We start from the raw sequence: 16,331 nt of genomic DNA, 5'->3' as shown, positions 1-16,331 counted from the left end.
ACATTCCGAACCCGGAAGCTAAGACTCTCTGCGCCGATGGTACTGCAGGGGGGACCCTGTGGGAGAGTAGGACACCGCCGGACTTAACTTAGCAACAAGCGAAATGGCCACCCGATGGGTGGCCATTTTGCGTTAACAAGACGGCCACCCCGACAGGTGGCCGTCCTGCGTTAACGCCCCGGGGTCTCGACCGGCTCGACCACCGATCGCCGAGCCGGCACCGGTGGTCGAGCCTGTCGAGACCGGCTCCCGGACAGGCCGGGCGAGGCTCGCGGCGCAGGTTCGCGAAACCGGCGCACCCTGGAACGTGCGCCCCGAAGCGCACCGTGCGTCACGAGCACCCTGGACGCGGGGGCGGGCTGCCGTCACGGCATCCGTGGGCTACCGGTTCGGGAAGCCGTGCGGAAGGTTCTCGAGCGCCGGCCGCAGCCGCTCCAGGCGGCTGCGCTCCAGCAGTAGTGCGGCGCATTCGCGGTCGCGCCGTACCGCGGCAACCCCGAGCAGGAACATCTCCGCCGGCACCGCCGGCAGCGGCGACACGAACGCGGAAGCCTCCTCGGCGAGGCCGGTGGCGAGCCGCATCCGCGAGTCCGGGGTAAGCCGGGAAGCCTGCCGCAGGAACTGCGCGATTCGCCGGGAGAGCCGGTCGGGGAGCCGCACGATATCGGCCGTCTGCGCCCACTCCTCGAGTTCGAGCGGAAGGCCCCGCACAGGGGCCGTGTCGGCCGGGACGCGTTCGTGCTGGCTGTACGTGCCGGCGAGCAGGTCGCCCAGCCGCTTGGACCTGCTGTTGAGCAGGGCCGTCATCGCGGCGAGCCCGCCGAACGTGAAGTACAACTCCATCACGCCGACGAGGGCGCGAATGAACGCGTGGCGAAGCTGGATCGCTCCGCCGTCGTCCCGCACGATCCGGGCGCCGATCGCCAGTTTGCCCAGGCTCCGGCCGCCCGTGAGCGTCTCCACGGTCATCGGAACGATGAGGATGGAGAACACCAGCCCAGAGATGCCCAGGGCCCTGGCCAGGGCCTCGTCGATCGAATCGCCCACCAGCCAGATGACCGCCAAGGCCATCACCACGAACAGGAGAAGGTAGGCGAGCCAGTCGACGATCGTGCCCGCGGCACGGAGGATGACGCTGGCCGGGCGCACATCTAGCGCCACGGCCTCGCCGGTCACGAGCTCGAACTCGTGGAGAGGATACTCGCCGTGATCGGCCACATTCCCGTGCTCCGCCATGTCTACTATTAGAGCAGATGGACCTCGACGCGTATTCAGCGGCGCACCGCGCCGAATGGGACCGGCTGGCCGAGCTCGGCTCCCAGCGCCGGCTCTCCGGTGCGCAGTCCGACGAGCTGATCTCGCGGTATCAGGCGGGGGCCACCGAGCTCTCGTTCATCAAGACCACCGCCGGCTCCACCCTTGCGGGCGACCGGCTGTCGGTGGCATTGTCCCGTGCCCGTCTGCGGTTCACCGGGGCGAGCGCGAACGTGCTGTCCCAGGTGCCTCGCTTCTTCGTGCTCCAGCTGCCGGCGGCTCTGTATCGCCTGCGCTGGCTCACCCTCGCGGTCGCGGTCGTCACGGCGGTCGTCGCGGGGCTCTACGCCGCCTGGGCGACCAGTGACCCGCAAGTCCTCGCGAACTTCGGCTCCGATGCGCAGTTGCAGAAGATGGCGAACGAGGACTTCGTGAACTACTACTCCGAGAATCCGGCGGCGTCGTTCGCGGGGCAGGTCTGGACCAACAACGCCTGGATCGCCGCGCAGTGCATCGCGTTCGGGATCCTCGGCGTCTACGTGCCCTACATCGTGCTCCAGAATGCGCAGAACATCGGCGTCGCCGCCGGAGTCATGTTCGCCTACGGCAAGGGCGACGTCTTCCTCCTCTACATCGCGCCGCATGGCCTGCTCGAGCTGACCGCCATCTTCGTCGCCGCGGCCGGCGGGCTCCGGATCTTCTGGGCCTGGATCGCCCCAGGGGGGCGCACCCGGGCACAGGCGCTGGCCGAAGACGCCCGCGCCCTGTCGACGGTCGCGATCGGGCTCGTGCTGGTGCTCTTCGTCTCCGGCGTCATCGAGGGCTTCGTCACCCCGGCACCCTGGCCGTGGCCGGTCAAGATCGGCATCGGGGCCGTCGCGCTCCTCGGATTCCTCGCGTACATGCTCGTGCTCGGCGGCCGGGCCATGCGCGCCGGTGAGACGGGCGACCTGGCCGAGTTCGAGGCAGGGGCCACCCGCATCTACGCGGCCTGAACCCGCTTCCGGCCCGCCAGGCCTACGCAGACCAGCGGCGGTGCCCAGCACGCGGTCAAGCGCAGCCGGCGGTCAGAGCAGCCCGGCGGCCTTGAGCGCGATGTAACGATCCGCGAGGGCCGGCGGCAAGTCTGCGGGGGCGGCGGTGACGACATCCGCGCCCTGTTGACGGATGGCGGCGGACACCCGGGCGACGTCGAGCATGGCCCGTTCCGCGGCCGCCGCGCGGTAGACCTCTTCCCGGTTGCCGCGCTGACGGCTGGCCAGCAGGGTGGCCGGGTCGGTGACGGAGGCCACCACCACCGTGTGCCGGCGAGTCAGCTGCGGCAGCATCGACAGCAGGGCCGTGGAGGCGCCGGCGGCGTCGATCGAGGTGACGAGAACGACGAGCGCCCGCTGGCTGGTCGCGGCGCGAACCTGGCCGGGCACGGCGGACCAGTCCATCTCGATCAGTTCGGGTTCGATCAGCGCCATGGCGTCGACCATCCGGGACAGGAGTTCCGCGCCCTGGGCCCCCTGTACCCTGCCGCGCACCCGGCGGTCATAGGCGATGAAGTCGACGTGGTCGCCGGCCCGGGACGCGAGTGCGGCGAGAAGGAGCGACGCCTCGAAGGCGGTGTCCAGTCGCGGCTCGTCGTCGATGCGGGCGGCGGAGGTGCGCCCGCTGTCGACCAGGATGACGACGCGGCGGTCGCGTTCCGGGCGCCAGGTGCGCACCATGACATCGCTGTGCCGGGCGGTGGCTCGCCAGTCGATGGAGCGCACGTCATCTCCCCGCACGTATTCGCGGAGAGAATCGAACTCCGTGCCCTGTCCGCGCACGAGGAGGCTGGTGCGGCCGTCGAGTTCCTTGAGCCGCGTGATCCGGGAGGGCAGGTGTTTGCGGGCGTTGAACGGGGGCAGCACCCTCACCCGCCCAGGGCAGTCGAGGGTCGCCTGCCTCGCCCACAGGCCGAGCGGGCCGTTCGACCGCACCGTCACCTGGTTCGCCCGGCGTTCTCCGCGGCGCGACGGCGCCAGCCGCAGGGAGACGAGGCGTCGTTCCCCCGGCGGGATGAGAACGCGGGTGCGGTTGTTGCCGGCGCCGGCCGACGGCTGCCAGCCGTCCCGGACGATCGCCCGCAGGCGCCTCGTCCCGGTGTTGGTCAGGTAGAGGTCGCTCGCGACCGTCTCGCCCAGGCGCACCCTGGCCGGCACGCTGCGCGCGAGCGACACGGTTCGTGGGGACCCGGCCAGCGCGAGATCGAGGATGCCCGCGCCGAGCACGAGCAGCAGCCACAGGCCGAGCACCAGGGCGGCGCTGCCCGGGGTGCGCCCGAGCGCGACGATCGGCACGACGCCCAGGGCGACGAGCGCGACGAAACGACCGGTGACGGTCACGTTAGATCGGCACCTGGACTTGCGCCATGACCGCGCGCAGGATCGCGTCGACCGCGACGCCCTCCATCTCGGCCTCCGGCCGCAACTGGATCCGGTGCCGCCAGCACGGCAGCACCATCGCCTGGATGTGGTCGGGGGTGATCGAGTCGTAGCCGCTCAGCCAGGCCCAGGCCTTGGCCGAGGCGAGCAGGGCGGTGGCGCCCCGGGGGCTCACGCCCAGCTTCACCGAGGGGCTGCGCCTGGTCGCCCGGGCCAGGTCGACGATGTAGGCGAGCACATCCGGGCTGGACCCGACGGATGCCACGGCCGCCTGCGCCGCTCGCAACTCCTCCGCGCCGAGCACGGCGGTGACCCCGGCGCCGGCCAGGTCGCGGGGGTTGAAACCGTCGGCGTGCCGGCGGAGAACCTCAAACTCCGCGTCGCGCTCCGGGATGTCGAGCACGAGTTTGAGCAGGAACCGGTCGAGCTGCGCCTCCGGCAGCGTGTACGTTCCCTCGTACTCGATCGGGTTCATGGTGGCGGCGACGATGAACGGATCCGGCAGGGCCAGGGACACGCCGTCGACGCTGACCTGGCGCTCCTCCATCGCCTCGAGCAGCGAGGACTGTGTCTTCGGCGGAGTGCGGTTGATCTCGTCGGCGAGCAGGATGTTCGTGAAGACCGGGCCCTTGCGGAACTCGAACTCGCCGACCTTGGCGTCGTAGACGAGGGAACCGGTCACGTCCCCCGGCATGAGGTCGGGCGTGAACTGCACCCGCTTGGTCTCCAGACTCAGGGCGTGGCTGAGGGACCGCACCAGCAGCGTCTTCGCGACGCCCGGCACCCCCTCGAGCAGCACGTGTCCACGCGCCAGCAAGGCGATGATCAGCCCCGTCACCGCGCCGTCCTGGCCGACGACCGCCTTGCCCACCTCGGTGCGCACCTGGACGAGTGAGTCTCTGAGGGTGTCGACGGCAGCGGTGTGGGTGCTCATGGGTCCATTCTTCCGGGTGGCGGTGGGGTGGTCGCGCGAGCCGCGGCCCGCTCGAGATCCTGGATCTGGTCTGACAGGGCGATGAGGTCGCGGTCGCTGGCCGGCACGGCGTCGACGAGCGCGGCCCGCACGTCGCCGGGCGCCCGGCCAGTGGCGGCCGCCACGGCGAGGATCACCTCGTCGAGGCCGGCGAGCCGGGAGAGGCCGACCTTCCCGGCCAGGCGCTGGAGCGCTCCGACCCGCAGGGCGTCGGCGGCTCGCAGCCGGGCATTGCTGCGTGCGTACAGCCGGGCCCGGCCCTCCATGGTTTCACTGGCTCGCACGGTGACGGGGAGGTTCTCCGCGACGAGCGGGCCGAATCGTCGTCCTCGCCAGACCATGGCGGACAGGGCGACGACCACGAGCAGGACCAGCGTCGGGGTGACCCAGCCCGGTGTCAGCTCTCCGAGCGAGGGGGGCCCGGTGCGGGCCACGTCCGCGAGTGTCGGCAGGTACCAGATCAGGTCGCTGCTTGACCCGAGCAGGTTGAGGGCGACCGCGGCGTTTCCGTTGCGGGTGATCGTGTCATTGCTGAACACGGCGGTGTCGGCCACGAGGGTGATCGTGCGGTCCGCGTCGCGGCGGGCGACCAGGGCGAAGGCGCCCCGTCCCGACGGGAAGCACCCGGTCAGCGCGGCGGCGTCCGCGGCGATCGTGAGGGTCTTTCCGCCGGGGGAGAGCCGGCCGGCCTTGACCGCCGACGGGATGTCGCAGCCCGCGGACCGGGCGCCGGAGGCGGCCAGTCCGCCGAAACCGACACCGGGGGCGAGCGCCTGCAGGGTGTCGAAGTCCGGGTCGACGACGACGGTGCGGGAGGCCAGCCCGGCCATCGCCCGGACCTGGTCGCGGGTCAGGAAGCCGTCGGCGTCGAAGTAGAACAGCGTGGGGTCCGTCGATCCGGCCGCGGCGGCCGTCGCCTCCTCGAGCGTGCCGGCCACGGTCACGTCAACACCCTGGTTCCGAAGCACCTCGACAAGGGCCATGGCGCCGGCCTGGGCGGCGTTGTCCGCCGCCAGGGGAGGTCCGCCCGGCGCGCTGCCGCCGGCGACGGCGGTCGCGATGATCGCCACCAGCAGGGCGCCGGCGCCCGCGGCCACCCAGAAGCCGGACCGGCGGAGTGCCGTGCGCAGGGTCGGCGTCGACGACACCGCGTCGGTCGCCGGGTTCATCGCAGGCGCGGTGGCCGCATCCGTCGCCGGGGTCATGAAAGGACCGCGGGTGCAGGATCTTCCCGGCGCACCGGGCTGGCGCCCCGGAGATCGCTTTCGAGGGCGGCCAGGGCGAGGAAACCTTCCTCGGTGCCGACCTGGCCGAGGTAGCGGAGGCCGTCGAACACGTCAGCGGCCGCGGCCAGGCGCACCCTGTCCCCGGGGAAGGCCTCGGCCGCCCGTTCGGCGAAGGAGTGGGCTGTCGTGCCCGGCGTCGTCATCAGGATGGTGCGCTCGAACAGGCCTCGGGCGAGCGCCCGGAACATCTCCATCCCGGCGAGGGTCCAGTCCCGGTGGGAGGCGGCCGCCAGGGCCGCAGTGCGCAGGTCGGCGGCTGAGCGGCGATCGTTGACCCCGAAGAGGTCGGCGGCCAGGCTGCTCCGCCGGTTCAGCCGGGGAAGGCCGAAGATGAGGAACAGCGCAACGAGCAGCAGGGCGACGACAATGGTCACGATCAACGGAACCCAGCCGGCGACGCCCTCACCGGACGGTGCGACCAGGGAGCGGAACCAGTCGAGGACCGCCTGGGAAAGCCGGTCGAACCAGGTTGGCCGCGCCGCCTGGTAGGGCGCCTTCGCCAGCTCCTCGCGGAGCCAGCGGCGCGCTTCGGGCGCGTCGGGGTCGACCGGGATGCCGGCCAGCACCGTCGTTCCGAGCCCCCACCCGCCGATCATGCCCTTGGGGCCTCCGTGCCCGCGGCGCCGACCAGATACGGGTCCGTGGCGCCGCTGCCCGGCGCGGACTCGACGAACCTGGCCAGTTCGAGGTCGAGGCCTTCCTTGCGCATCCGCAGGTCGATGTAGATCAGCGCGACGGTCGCGGACTGCACGACGGTTGCGACCGCGCCGAGCACCAGGCTGACGAACAGCACCAGCACGTACAGGATGACCGAGGGAAGGTAGGCGTCGAAGCTGGCATTGGGATCGACGAGCGAGGTGGCAACCGAGAACAGGATGGAAACGGGAGTGACGACGACCTGACTGACGACGTTGATGATCACGGCGACGAGGAGCTGCACCCCGAGGGTGCGCCAGAAGTACCCGCGGGTGAGAGACCATGACCGCCGCACCGACTTGCGGATGCCGAGTCGCTCCAGCACGATCAGGCACGGCACGAGGGACAGCTTGGTGCCCAGCCAGGCGGCGCCCGCGATGAACAGCAGCACGCCCAGGATGCCGAGGATGACCGCGAGGCCGACCCACGCCCCGCCGAGCGTCACGAACAGGACGACGGCCCCGGTCACCAGGCCGAGGGCGAGCACGGCGGCGGCGCTGAGCAGCACGGTCCACAACGCCAGTGGCCAGAGCCGGCGGCCGACCAGGCGCCAGAGCTGGGCTAGTCGGAGCTTCTCGCCGAGAGTGGCCCGGGCCACTTCCAGGACGATGACGCCCTGGAGCAGGGCGCCGGCGACGAGCGAGAGCGCGATCGGGATCAGCGCGGACAGGGCGATGCCGACCCAGGCCCCGGCCTGCACCGCGTCCCGCTCGGCGAGCGGCGCGCTGTCCACCCGGCTGAGCGCGAAGAACGTGACCGAACCGACGACGACGAGTGTGACCAGTGTGACCACGGCCTGGATGAGCAGGGCGCTCCCGAAGGTGGCCTTCGGATTGCGGCGGAGCACCTGGTAGGGGGCCCAGAGCAGGGTGCCGAAGCCCAGTGGGCGCAGGGGGATCAGCCCGGGTCGTGGGGGTGGAGTCCAGCCGGACGGGGCGTTCCAGCCAGGCTGGAGACCGCCGCCGGGCGGCGCGAGCGGCGGGACCTGCTCGCCATAACGCGGTCCATTCTGCCCGTCATTCGTCGGGGACTGCCAGTTCTGCGGGTCCGTCACGAGACCAATGCTGGCACACCTCGGCCCGGTAACCGGTTCGTTCGGGAATCACACCGAACACTCGACTACTCTTGACCCAAAGATTGCACTACTCACCGGGGGGAATTCCAGGGTGACTGAGCTGAAAACGGACGTATGAACGCACGCATTCTGGTCGTCGATGACGACACCGCGCTGGCAGAGATGATCGGCATCGTGTTGCACGGCGAAGGCTTCGAACCATTCTTCTGCGCCGATGGTGCGCTGGCGCTGGAAGCGTTCCGCGCGACCAAGCCTGACCTCATCCTGCTCGACCTCATGCTGCCGGGCCTCGACGGCATCGAGGTGTGCAGTCTCATCCGTGCCGAGTCCGGTACGCCGATCATCATGCTTACGGCAAGAACGGACACGACCGACGTCGTGAAGGGCCTCGAATCCGGAGCGGACGACTACATGGTCAAACCGTTCAATCCCAAGGAACTGGTCGCGCGGATCAGGACCCGCCTGCGTCCCGTCTCGAACGACGCCCCGGCCAACCTGCAGATCGGCGACCTCGTCGTGGATGCCGCCGGGCACGAGGTGCGGCGCGGCGAACGCCAGATCAACCTCACCCCGCTCGAGTTCGATCTCCTCCTCGCGCTCGCGTCGAAGCCGCAACAGGTCTTCACCAGGGAGATGCTGCTCGAGCAGGTCTGGGGTTACCACTACAAGGCCGACACCCGGCTGGTCAATGTGCATGTCCAGCGGTTGCGCGCGAAGGTCGAGGACGATCCGGACAACCCGCGCATCGTGATGACCGTGCGCGGAGTCGGCTACCGGGCCGGCTCGGCCGGCTAGTTCTCGTGGCCGTCCGCACCGGATTCGCCCGCATCGACTGGCGGGATTGGCGGTCCTGGCCGGCAAGGGTCGGCCGACTGTGGCGGTCCTCGCTGCAATTCCGCACGGTGACGATCACCGTGGCATTGTCCGGTTTCGCGATCGCCCTCGTCGGCGTCTATGTGTCGGTCAGTGTCGGCAACGACCTGTTCCAGTCCCGGCTGGGCCAGGTCGAACTGGACTCGAACCGGGCAACGGCGGCCGCCCAGGGCATCCTGGACGCCTCAGACGCCTCGGACCGGGTGCAGGTGCAGAGCCTGCTCGGCTCCGCCCGCAGCTCCATCTCGGCGGCATCGTCGAGTCGGCTCATCGCGGTCTTCCGGGTGCCGGGCCAGGATCCCTCGACGGCGGCGCCGCAGGACTTCTCGACCTTCGGGGAGTCGACGTCGGTCATTTCGGACGAGCTCCGCGGCTCGGTGCAGGGTGAGCCAGGAAAGCAGTTCTGGCAGTCCGTGACGCTGGCGACCGACGACGGCGGTGAGGTGCCCGGGATCGTCGTCGGTTCCCAGCTCACCGTCCCGGTCGCCGGGCGTTACGAGTTGTACATCGGATACAACCTCGGCGAGGCCGAGGCCACGCTGTTCTTCGTGCAGCGCACTCTCCTGTTCGCCGGCCTCATCCTGATCCTGTTGATCGGCGCCGTGACCTGGATCGTGGTGCGGTTCGTGGTCACGCCGATCCGGGTCGCCGCGGAGACCAGCCAGCGGCTGGCTTCCGGCGACCTCGGGGTGCGCATCCCGGAGAAGGGCGCCGACGTCATCGCCACCCTGGCGAAATCGTTCAACGGGATGGCGGACAGCCTGCAGAGCCAGATCCGGGAGCTTGCAGACCTGTCCGAGGTGCAACAGCGCTTCGTCTCGGACGTGTCGCACGAGCTGCGCACCCCGCTCACCACCATCCGGCTGGCCGGTGACCTGCTCTACGACCAGCGTGCCACGTTCCCGCCGGCGACCGGCCGCACCGCCGAACTGCTGCACACCCAGGTCGAACGGTTCGAACTGTTACTCAGCGACCTCCTCGAGATCAGCAAGTACGACGCCGGGTCCGTGGAGCTGGAGACGGAACCGACGAACCTGGTCCACCTGGCCGAGGATGCGATCGACGGCCTCCGCTCTCTGGGCGACTCGAAGGGGTCGCGACTGACGCTCGTGGCGCCCGGTGGCCACCTGGACGCGGAAGTCGACCCGCGTCGCATCCGCCGGATCATGCATAACCTGATCGGCAACGCGATCGAGCATGGGGAAGGCAAACCCATCGTCGTCTCGGTCGACAGCAACGCGACCGCCGTCGCCCTGTCGGTCAGGGACTACGGACTGGGCATGAGCCAGGCCGACATCGGCCACGTCTTCGACCGGTTCTGGCGGGCAGACCCCTCCCGCAAACGCACCATCGGCGGCACCGGCCTCGGACTCTCGATCGCGCTCGAGGATGCCGCGGTGCACGGCGGCTGGCTGCAGGTCTGGTCGAGCCCCGGCAAGGGCTCCTGCTTCCGGCTGACCCTGCCGCGCACGGCGCACGGCACCTTGACCGCCTCGCCGAGCCCCCTGCCGCCGGACGATGCCGGGCTCGACCCCCTGGACCAGGCCGCGGCCCGGATCGTCACGGGAGGGCACCATGCGTAGACGGTTCGGGACCCTGGCCGCGATGCTCACGGTCGCGCTGTGCCTGGCCGGGTGCTCCGGCATCCCGAGGGACGGCAGCGTCAGGCCAGGGCAGGCGGCGGGCCCCGGGGACACCCCTGCCCCGGTCTTCCTGCCGTCCAGGCCGCAGAAGGACGCCAGCCAGGAGGGCATCCTTCGCGGCTTCATCGACGCGGCGACCAGCCCGGAGAACGACTACGAGATCGCCCGGGAATTCCTGGCTCCGAGCTACAGCGGGTCCTGGAACCCGGAGACGGGGGTGACCGTCGACGACGGCGGAGGCCGGACCATCGTGGCCGCCGACGAACGCACGATGGTCTTCACGGTCAACCCGGTCGCCGAGGTGGACGAGATCGGTGAGTACCACGAGGTCGAATCCTTGGCGGCGGTTCCGCTGCGCTACCAGTTCGTGCAGGTCGGCGGCCAGTGGCGGATCAGCGCGGCTCCCAATGGCACGGTGATCGACCAGACCACCTTCCGGGACGTGTTCAGCGCCCAGGCGCTCTACTTCTTCGACCCCGACTTCAGCTACCTGGTGCCCGATCTTCGCTGGTTCCCGCGTGGCGCGGCCACCCTGACCAAGATCGTCAACGGGATGCTCGCCGGCCCCAGCCCGTGGCTGGCCGGATCGGTCGTGACCGCGTTCCCGGGCGGGACCAAGCTCACCGCCGACGCGGTGCAGGTCGTCGCCAGGGACGCCAAGGTCGACCTGAACAGCGAAGCCCTGAACGCAGACCGGCTCACGTTGCAGCGGATGCGCGCCCAACTGAGCAGCAGCCTCCCCGCGGGGTTGACGGTGACCATCACGATCAACCAGAACTCCCAGGACATCGGCGACCTGGGTGCGAATGCGCCGGTGTTGAACCCCCGGGTGGACGCCAGGGCGCTGGTGCTGCGGAACGGAGAGTTCGGCTTCCTCGCGGCGACCGGGAAGACTACCACGCCGATTCCCGGGCTCTCCGACCACATCGTCGCCCTCAATCCGAGCGCCGTGACGCTCTCGCCCGGGCAGACCGTCGCGGCCGCGCTGACCGGCTCCGGCGTCTACGGGGTGCGGGTGGGTGACGACCCGAAGCTGCTCGATCCCCGGCAGGGCCTGATCTCGCCGGCGGTCGACAACCACGGCTATGTCTGGTCGGTGCCGGCCGGGCGCCCGGGGGAGCTCTTCGTGTACAGCCCGGCCGGGGACGCGACCGCGGTGCCGACGCCATGGCCGGAAGCCTCGGCGATCCAGTCCCTCCGGGTTTCACGCGACGGCACCAGGCTGATCGCGCTGCTGAGGGCGGGCACGGACACCCGATTCGTCGTCGTGTCGATCAAGCGGGAGAAGAACCTGCCGGTCGCCCTCGGCGACGAGGTGCAGCTGGCCTCCGAGGTTGGCGAGCCGGTCGACGCGACCTGGATCGATGAACTCACGGTGGCGTACCTGACCGTGGTTCCGGGCGGCGCCGAGCGCATCGTCGCCCAGCAGATCGGCGGCGTCAGTTCGATCCTCGAGTCCGCTCCGGACAGCGTCGCCATCGTCGGCAGCAACAGCCTGCGCGACCTGCGCGCCCTCTCCTCGACCGGCGGTCTCCTGGTGCAGCGCGGAGTCGGCTGGCAGCAGCGCATCGACGCGGTCACGCTCCTGGCCACCCAGCAGGGGATCGGCGGCTAGCCCCTACCCGGCTCGGGAGAAGGCGGTTCTCCACCGGCGCCGCTGCGCCGGGCCCGTCCGCAGCCGCCCCGACGCAGGATGATCCGATGAGGCGGTCGTCCGGCGTCGGGGAGGCCCTGCTCGACGCGTGGGCGGTGGTCCTGCCGACCGACTGCAGCGGGTGCGGCCGACCGGACCGGGCGCTCTGCACGGACTGCCGTGCGGCGCTGCAGCCCGCCGTGCACTGCACCGAACGGCGCGGAGTGCCGGTGTGGTCCGCACTCGACTACGCGGGCGTGGCCCGGCAGGTGATCGCCGCGTACAAGGACGGCGGGCGCACGGATGCCGTGGGCGTGCTCTCCGTGTCCCTCCGCTCCGCCGTCGTCGCCGCGCTCGCCGCGGAAGCCGCGGGGGGCGGCGGGCCCGGCATCCACCTGGTCACAGTGCCGTCGTCGCGGCGGGCCTGGCGGCAGCGGGGCTTCCACCCGGTTGATCTGCTGCTCGGCCGGGGTGGGCTGGCGCCGACGCGGGTGCTGCGTGCGGTCCGTGAGACGTCGGACCAGGTCGGCCTCGACAGTGCGGAACGCGGCTCGAACCGGGAAGGCTCCCTGGTCGCCTGCCGACGCCTGGACGGATTCCGCGCCCTGGTCGTCGACGACATCCTCACCACCGGGGCGACGGTTCTCGAGGCCCGTCGGGCCATACTCGAGGCCGGCGGCGATGTGGTCGGAGTGGCCACTCTGGCGGAAACACGGCGTCGCCACGCCGTCACCGATCGTTCATCGGAAACTCGTTGACAAAAGCGATGACTTATCCGGTGGACGGCACTACGGTGGGAGCTAAAGGCGCGTACTAATCGCCCAGATAAAAGGGCGGTTCGCCAGATCTGGAGGTCGTCATGGAAACAAACATCGTAGGACGAAACCTAGGGATCACTGATCGTTTCCGGGAGTATGCGACGGAGAAGGCCGAGAAGGTCGCCGGTCTCGCTGACAAGGCTCTCGCCCTGGAAATCAAGCTCAGCCGCCACCGTGAGAAGAACGGGGCGACGGGCAATGACCGCGTCGAACTGACGCTGATCGGCAAGGGGCCCGTCGTCCGGGCCGAGGCCGACGGCTCGGACAAGTACGCGGCGTTCGACGTGGCGCTCGGCCGGCTGCTCGAGCGCGTGCGCCGGGCGAAGGACCGCCAGAAGCTGCACCGTGGCGGCGCCCACCGGCCCACCTCGCTGCACGACGCCGCCTCGGTCGACTTCAGTGTCGTCGACATCACCCCGGCCGACGCGGAAACCCTCGAGCGCGTGCGCACGGGAGCGATCCAGGTCGTGAACCCGGAGGTCACGGTCGAGGAGCCGGAGGAAACCTATTCACCGGTCGTCATCCGCCGCAAGGTCTTCTCCGCGGCCCCGATGACCGTGGATGACGCGCTCTACTTCATGGAGCTGGTCGGCCACGACTTCTACCTGTTCCAGGACGCGGAGACCAAGCGGCCCAGCGTCGTCTACCGGCGCAAGGGCTGGGACTACGGTGTGATCGAGCTGGACGAGAACAGCGACGAACTCCGGGAGGCCGTGCCGTCCACCACGAAGCGCAGCAACTGACCAACTAGCATTGTTATAGTTGCCGCTGTGTCGGCGCGCTGCGCCGGAATACATGCGTCCGGCCGGACGACAGGCGTGAGTATGCGCCATGACGACTATATGGAGTGCATTCGTGGCCTCAATTCTGGAAAAGGTTCTTCGTGTTGGTGAAGGGCGCGTCCTGCGTCGTCTCGAGCATTTCGCGAAGGCCATCAATGCGCTGGAAGAGGACTTCAGTCACCTCACCGATGAGGAACTGAAGAACGAAACCGTGCTGCTGCGCGAGCGCTACTCGGGCGGCGAGTCGCTGGACGACTTGCTGCCTGAGGCGTTCGCTGCGGTGCGCGAGGCATCCACTCGCACGCTCGGCCTGCGTCACTTCGACGTGCAGCTCATGGGCGGCGCTGCCCTGCACCTGGGCAACATCGCCGAGATGAAGACCGGTGAGGGCAAGACCCTCGTCGCGACCACCGCCGCGTACCTGAACGCGATCACCAGCCGCGGAGTTCACATCATCACCGTGAACGACTACCTGGCCAGCTACCAGAGCGAGTTGATGGGCCGCGTGTTCCGCGCCCTGGGCATGACCACCGGCTGCATCCTGTCCGGCCAGACGCCGGAGCAGCGACACGAGATGTACATGGCCGACATCACCTACGGGACGAACAACGAATTCGGCTTCGACTACCTGCGCGACAACATGGCCTGGCAGGCCTCGGACATGGTGCAGCGCGGGCACTACTACGCGATCGTCGACGAGGTCGACTCGATCCTGATCGACGAGGCCAGGACCCCGCTGATCATCTCCGGCCCGGCATCCGGTGAGGCCAACCGCTGGTTCACCGAATTCGCGAGCCTGTCCAAGCGCCTCATCCCCGACGTGGACTTCGAGGTCGACGAGAAGAAGCGCACCGTCGGCGTGCTGGAACCCGGCATCGAGAAGGTCGAGGACTACCTCGGCATCGACAATCTCTACGAGTCGGCGAACACCCCGCTGATCTCGTTCCTGAACAACGCGATCAAGGCGAACGCCCTGTTCAAGAAGGACAAGGACTACGTCGTGATGAACGGCGAGGTGCTGATCGTCGACGAGCACACCGGGCGCATCCTGATGGGCCGCCGCTACAACGAGGGAATCCACCAGGCGATCGAGGCCAAGGAGGGCGTGGCGGTCAAGGCCGAGAACCAGACGCTCGCCACGGTCACCCTGCAGAACTACTTCCGGCTGTACTCCAAGCTGTCCGGCATGACCGGAACGGCCGAGACCGAAGCCGCCGAATTCATGAGCACCTACAAGCTCGGTGTGGTCTCCATCCCCACCAACAAGCCGATGCGGCGCCTGGACCAGTCCGACCTGGTCTACAAGAACGAAGAGGCGAAGTTCGGCCAGGTCGTCGAGGACATCGTCGCCCGGCACGAAAAGGGCCAGCCGATCCTCGTCGGCACCACGAGCGTCGAGAAGAGCGAGTACCTGTCGCGCCTGCTCGCCAAGAAGGGCGTGCGCCACGAGGTCCTGAACGCCAAGAACCACGCGCGGGAAGCCGCGATCGTCGCCCAGGCGGGCCGGCTCGGGTCTGTCACCGTCGCCACCAACATGGCCGGCCGCGGAACCGACGTGATGCTCGGCGGCAACGCCGAGTTCCTCGCCGTCGCCCAGATGAACGCCAAGGGACTGAGCCCGGTCGAAACTCCCGACGAGTACGAGGAGGCCTGGGACGACGTTTTCGCCGCCGTCAAGGCCGAGGTGTCCGAGGAGGCGGAGAAGGTCATCGCCGCCGGCGGGCTCTACGTGCTCGGCACCGAACGGCACGAGTCTCGCCGGATCGACAACCAGCTCCGCGGCCGCAGTGGCCGGCAGGGCGACCCGGGCGAGAGCCGGTTCTACCTGTCGCTGACCGACGACCTGATGCGCCTGTTCAACGCCGGAGCCGCCGAGAGCCTGATGGGCCGGCAGGGTGTGCCCGACGACATGGCCATCGAATCCAAGGTCGTCAGCCGAGCCATCCGCAGCGCCCAAGCCCAGGTCGAGGGCCGGAACGCGGAAATCCGCAAGAACGTGCTCAAGTATGACGACGTGCTCAACCGCCAGCGCGAGGCGATCTACGGCGACCGCCGTCACATCCTCGAGGGCGACGACCTGCACGAGCGCACCCAGCGGTTCCTCGAGGACGTCATCGATGAGGTGCTCGACGTGCACACCGGTGAGGGTAACGGCGACGACTGGGACTTCGACGCCCTGTGGACCGAACTGAAGACGCTCTACCCTGTCGGCCTCACCATCGACGAGGTTGTCGCCGAGGCCGGCAACAAGGGCAGGATCAACCGCGACTTCATGCGCCGTGAGATCATCTCGGACGCCAAGGTCGCCTACCAGCGCCGGGAGGAATCCCTGGGCTCCCCGGCCATGCGCGAACTCGAGCGCCGGGTCGTGCTCTCGGTGATCGACCGCCGCTGGCGCGAGCACCTGTACGAGATGGACTACCTCAAGGACGGCATCGGCCTCCGCGCCATGGCGCAGCGCGATCCGCTGGTCGAATACCAGCGCGAAGGCTTCGCCATGTTCCAGCAGATGATGGGACAGATCCGCGAGGAGACCGTCGGATTCCTGTTCAACCTGGAGGTGGAGGTCAGCCAGGGTCCCGGCGCCGTTGCCGGTCCGGTCGTGGCGGCGAAGGGTCTCACCCCGGCGGCGGGCGACGAGAAGCTCAGCTACACCGCCCCGAGCGACTCCGGCGGAGTCGAGGTGCGCAACCAGCGGGGCCAGATCCAGCAGGCCGCGACGGACCGGGCACGCAAGGCGGCGGCGGTGGCCGAGGCGCCGGGGGATGAACCCGCCCCGGCCCCCTCCACCGCGCGTGGGGCGTTCGGCCAGCGGGACGCGAGCGCGCCGGCCCCCGTCAACCGTGCCGAGCGACGGGCCCAGGGCAAGAAGTAGTCACGCAGG

At 69.6% G+C, this 16,331-nt stretch carries 13 protein-coding genes and 1 rRNA gene; 8 read left to right on the top strand and 6 right to left on the bottom strand.

The annotated features are described in order from the left end of the window. Nucleotides 1-83, top strand: a 5S ribosomal RNA gene (gene rrf / locus IWX89_RS14890); the annotation flags it as partial. A gap of 298 nt (nt 84-381) precedes the next feature. On the opposite strand, the gene IWX89_RS14885 is transcribed toward rrf, so the two are convergent. Next, the gene (locus IWX89_RS14885; RefSeq protein ID WP_196904326.1) at nt 382-1,236 is read right to left on the bottom strand and encodes an RDD family protein; all 855 of its coding nucleotides are present in this window, start codon (nt 1,234-1,236) and stop codon (nt 382-384) included. A 17-nt stretch (nt 1,237-1,253) separates the two neighbouring features. On the opposite strand from IWX89_RS14885, the gene IWX89_RS14880 reads away from it, so the two are divergent. Next, nucleotides 1,254-2,249, top strand: coding sequence for a stage II sporulation protein M (locus IWX89_RS14880; protein WP_196904325.1), 996 nt, complete (start codon nt 1,254-1,256; stop codon nt 2,247-2,249). A gap of 72 nt (nt 2,250-2,321) precedes the next feature. Here IWX89_RS14880 and IWX89_RS14875 read toward each other — a convergent pair whose 3' ends face one another. Genes IWX89_RS14875 through IWX89_RS19040 form a run of 5 tightly spaced genes read right to left on the bottom strand, consistent with a single transcriptional unit; the run spans nt 2,322 to nt 7,677 of the window. Further along, complete coding sequence (locus IWX89_RS14875; RefSeq protein ID WP_196904324.1) at nt 2,322-3,629, bottom strand: DUF58 domain-containing protein; 1,308 nt, start codon at nt 3,627-3,629, stop codon at nt 2,322-2,324. Nucleotide 3,630: 1 nt separating this feature from the next. Then, the gene (locus IWX89_RS14870) at nt 3,631-4,602 is read right to left on the bottom strand and encodes a MoxR family ATPase (RefSeq protein WP_196904323.1); all 972 of its coding nucleotides are present in this window, start codon (nt 4,600-4,602) and stop codon (nt 3,631-3,633) included. After that, a complete protein-coding gene (locus IWX89_RS14865; protein WP_231383341.1) occupies nt 4,599-5,846 on the bottom strand; it encodes a DUF4350 domain-containing protein in 1,248 nt (415 codons plus the stop codon). The genes IWX89_RS14870 and IWX89_RS14865 overlap by 4 nt, the downstream gene beginning before the upstream one ends. Continuing rightward, complete coding sequence (locus IWX89_RS14860) at nt 5,843-6,523, bottom strand: DUF4129 domain-containing protein (protein WP_196904322.1); 681 nt, start codon at nt 6,521-6,523, stop codon at nt 5,843-5,845. Before IWX89_RS14860 ends, IWX89_RS14865 begins: the two co-directional genes overlap by 4 nt. After that, nucleotides 6,520-7,677, bottom strand: a complete 1,158-nt coding sequence (locus IWX89_RS19040; protein WP_196904321.1) for a glycerophosphoryl diester phosphodiesterase membrane domain-containing protein — start codon at nt 7,675-7,677, stop codon at nt 6,520-6,522. The genes IWX89_RS14860 and IWX89_RS19040 overlap by 4 nt, the downstream gene beginning before the upstream one ends. Before the next feature lie 135 nt (nt 7,678-7,812). Between IWX89_RS19040 and mtrA the strand changes: the two genes are divergently transcribed. From mtrA to secA, 6 genes are all read left to right on the top strand, one after another. Continuing rightward, nucleotides 7,813-8,493: an MtrAB system response regulator MtrA gene (gene mtrA / locus IWX89_RS14850; RefSeq protein ID WP_196904320.1), complete on the top strand. Its 681-nt coding sequence runs from the start codon at nt 7,813-7,815 to the stop codon at nt 8,491-8,493. Nucleotides 8,494-8,498: 5 nt separating this feature from the next. Continuing rightward, nucleotides 8,499-10,154 carry an MtrAB system histidine kinase MtrB gene (gene mtrB, locus IWX89_RS14845; protein ID WP_307836582.1) on the top strand — a complete coding sequence of 552 codons (1,656 nt, stop codon included), beginning with the start codon at nt 8,499-8,501 and terminating at the stop codon, nt 10,152-10,154. Then, nucleotides 10,147-11,829, top strand: coding sequence for an LpqB family beta-propeller domain-containing protein (locus IWX89_RS14840; protein WP_196904319.1), 1,683 nt, complete (start codon nt 10,147-10,149; stop codon nt 11,827-11,829). The genes mtrB and IWX89_RS14840 overlap by 8 nt, the downstream gene beginning before the upstream one ends. Before the next feature lie 86 nt (nt 11,830-11,915). Then, nucleotides 11,916-12,605 (top strand): ComF family protein, encoded by a 690-nt coding sequence (locus IWX89_RS14835; protein ID WP_196904318.1) that lies wholly within the window; start codon nt 11,916-11,918, stop codon nt 12,603-12,605. Nucleotides 12,606-12,706: 101 nt separating this feature from the next. After that, a complete protein-coding gene (hpf, locus tag IWX89_RS14830; RefSeq protein ID WP_196904317.1) occupies nt 12,707-13,408 on the top strand; it encodes a ribosome hibernation-promoting factor, HPF/YfiA family in 702 nt (233 codons plus the stop codon). 112 nt (nt 13,409-13,520) lie between these two features. Beyond that, on the top strand, nt 13,521-16,322 hold the full coding sequence (secA, locus tag IWX89_RS14825; RefSeq protein WP_196904316.1) for a preprotein translocase subunit SecA: 2,802 nt from the start codon (nt 13,521-13,523) through the stop codon (nt 16,320-16,322). Nucleotides 16,323-16,331 lie beyond the last annotated feature (9 nt).

It is taken from the genome of Cryobacterium sp. MP_M3, from assembly GCF_015752155.1.
In the GTDB taxonomy this organism is placed as follows: Bacteria; Actinomycetota; Actinomycetes; order Actinomycetales; family Microbacteriaceae; genus Cryobacterium.
Note: the sequence above shows the minus strand (reverse complement) of the source record. Positions and strands in the feature narration are given on the sequence as shown.

Bases quoted from the DNA above. Each gene is read 5' to 3' on its own strand.
- IWX89_RS14885 (WP_196904326.1), bottom strand. From the start codon at position 1,236: ATGGCGGAGCACGGGAATGTGGCCGATCACGGCGAGTATCCTCTCCAC.
- IWX89_RS14880 (WP_196904325.1), top strand. From the start codon at position 1,254: ATGGACCTCGACGCGTATTCAGCGGCGCACCGCGCCGAATGGGACCGG.
- IWX89_RS14870 (WP_196904323.1), bottom strand. From the start codon at position 4,602: ATGAGCACCCACACCGCTGCCGTCGACACCCTCAGAGACTCACTCGTC.
- IWX89_RS14865 (WP_231383341.1), bottom strand. From the start codon at position 5,846: ATGACCCCGGCGACGGATGCGGCCACCGCGCCTGCGATGAACCCGGCG.
- IWX89_RS14860 (WP_196904322.1), bottom strand. From the start codon at position 6,523: ATGATCGGCGGGTGGGGGCTCGGAACGACGGTGCTGGCCGGCATCCCG.
- mtrA (WP_196904320.1), top strand. From the start codon at position 7,813: ATGAACGCACGCATTCTGGTCGTCGATGACGACACCGCGCTGGCAGAG.
- IWX89_RS14840 (WP_196904319.1), top strand. From the start codon at position 10,147: ATGCGTAGACGGTTCGGGACCCTGGCCGCGATGCTCACGGTCGCGCTG.
- IWX89_RS14835 (WP_196904318.1), top strand. From the start codon at position 11,916: ATGAGGCGGTCGTCCGGCGTCGGGGAGGCCCTGCTCGACGCGTGGGCG.
- hpf (WP_196904317.1), top strand. From the start codon at position 12,707: ATGGAAACAAACATCGTAGGACGAAACCTAGGGATCACTGATCGTTTC.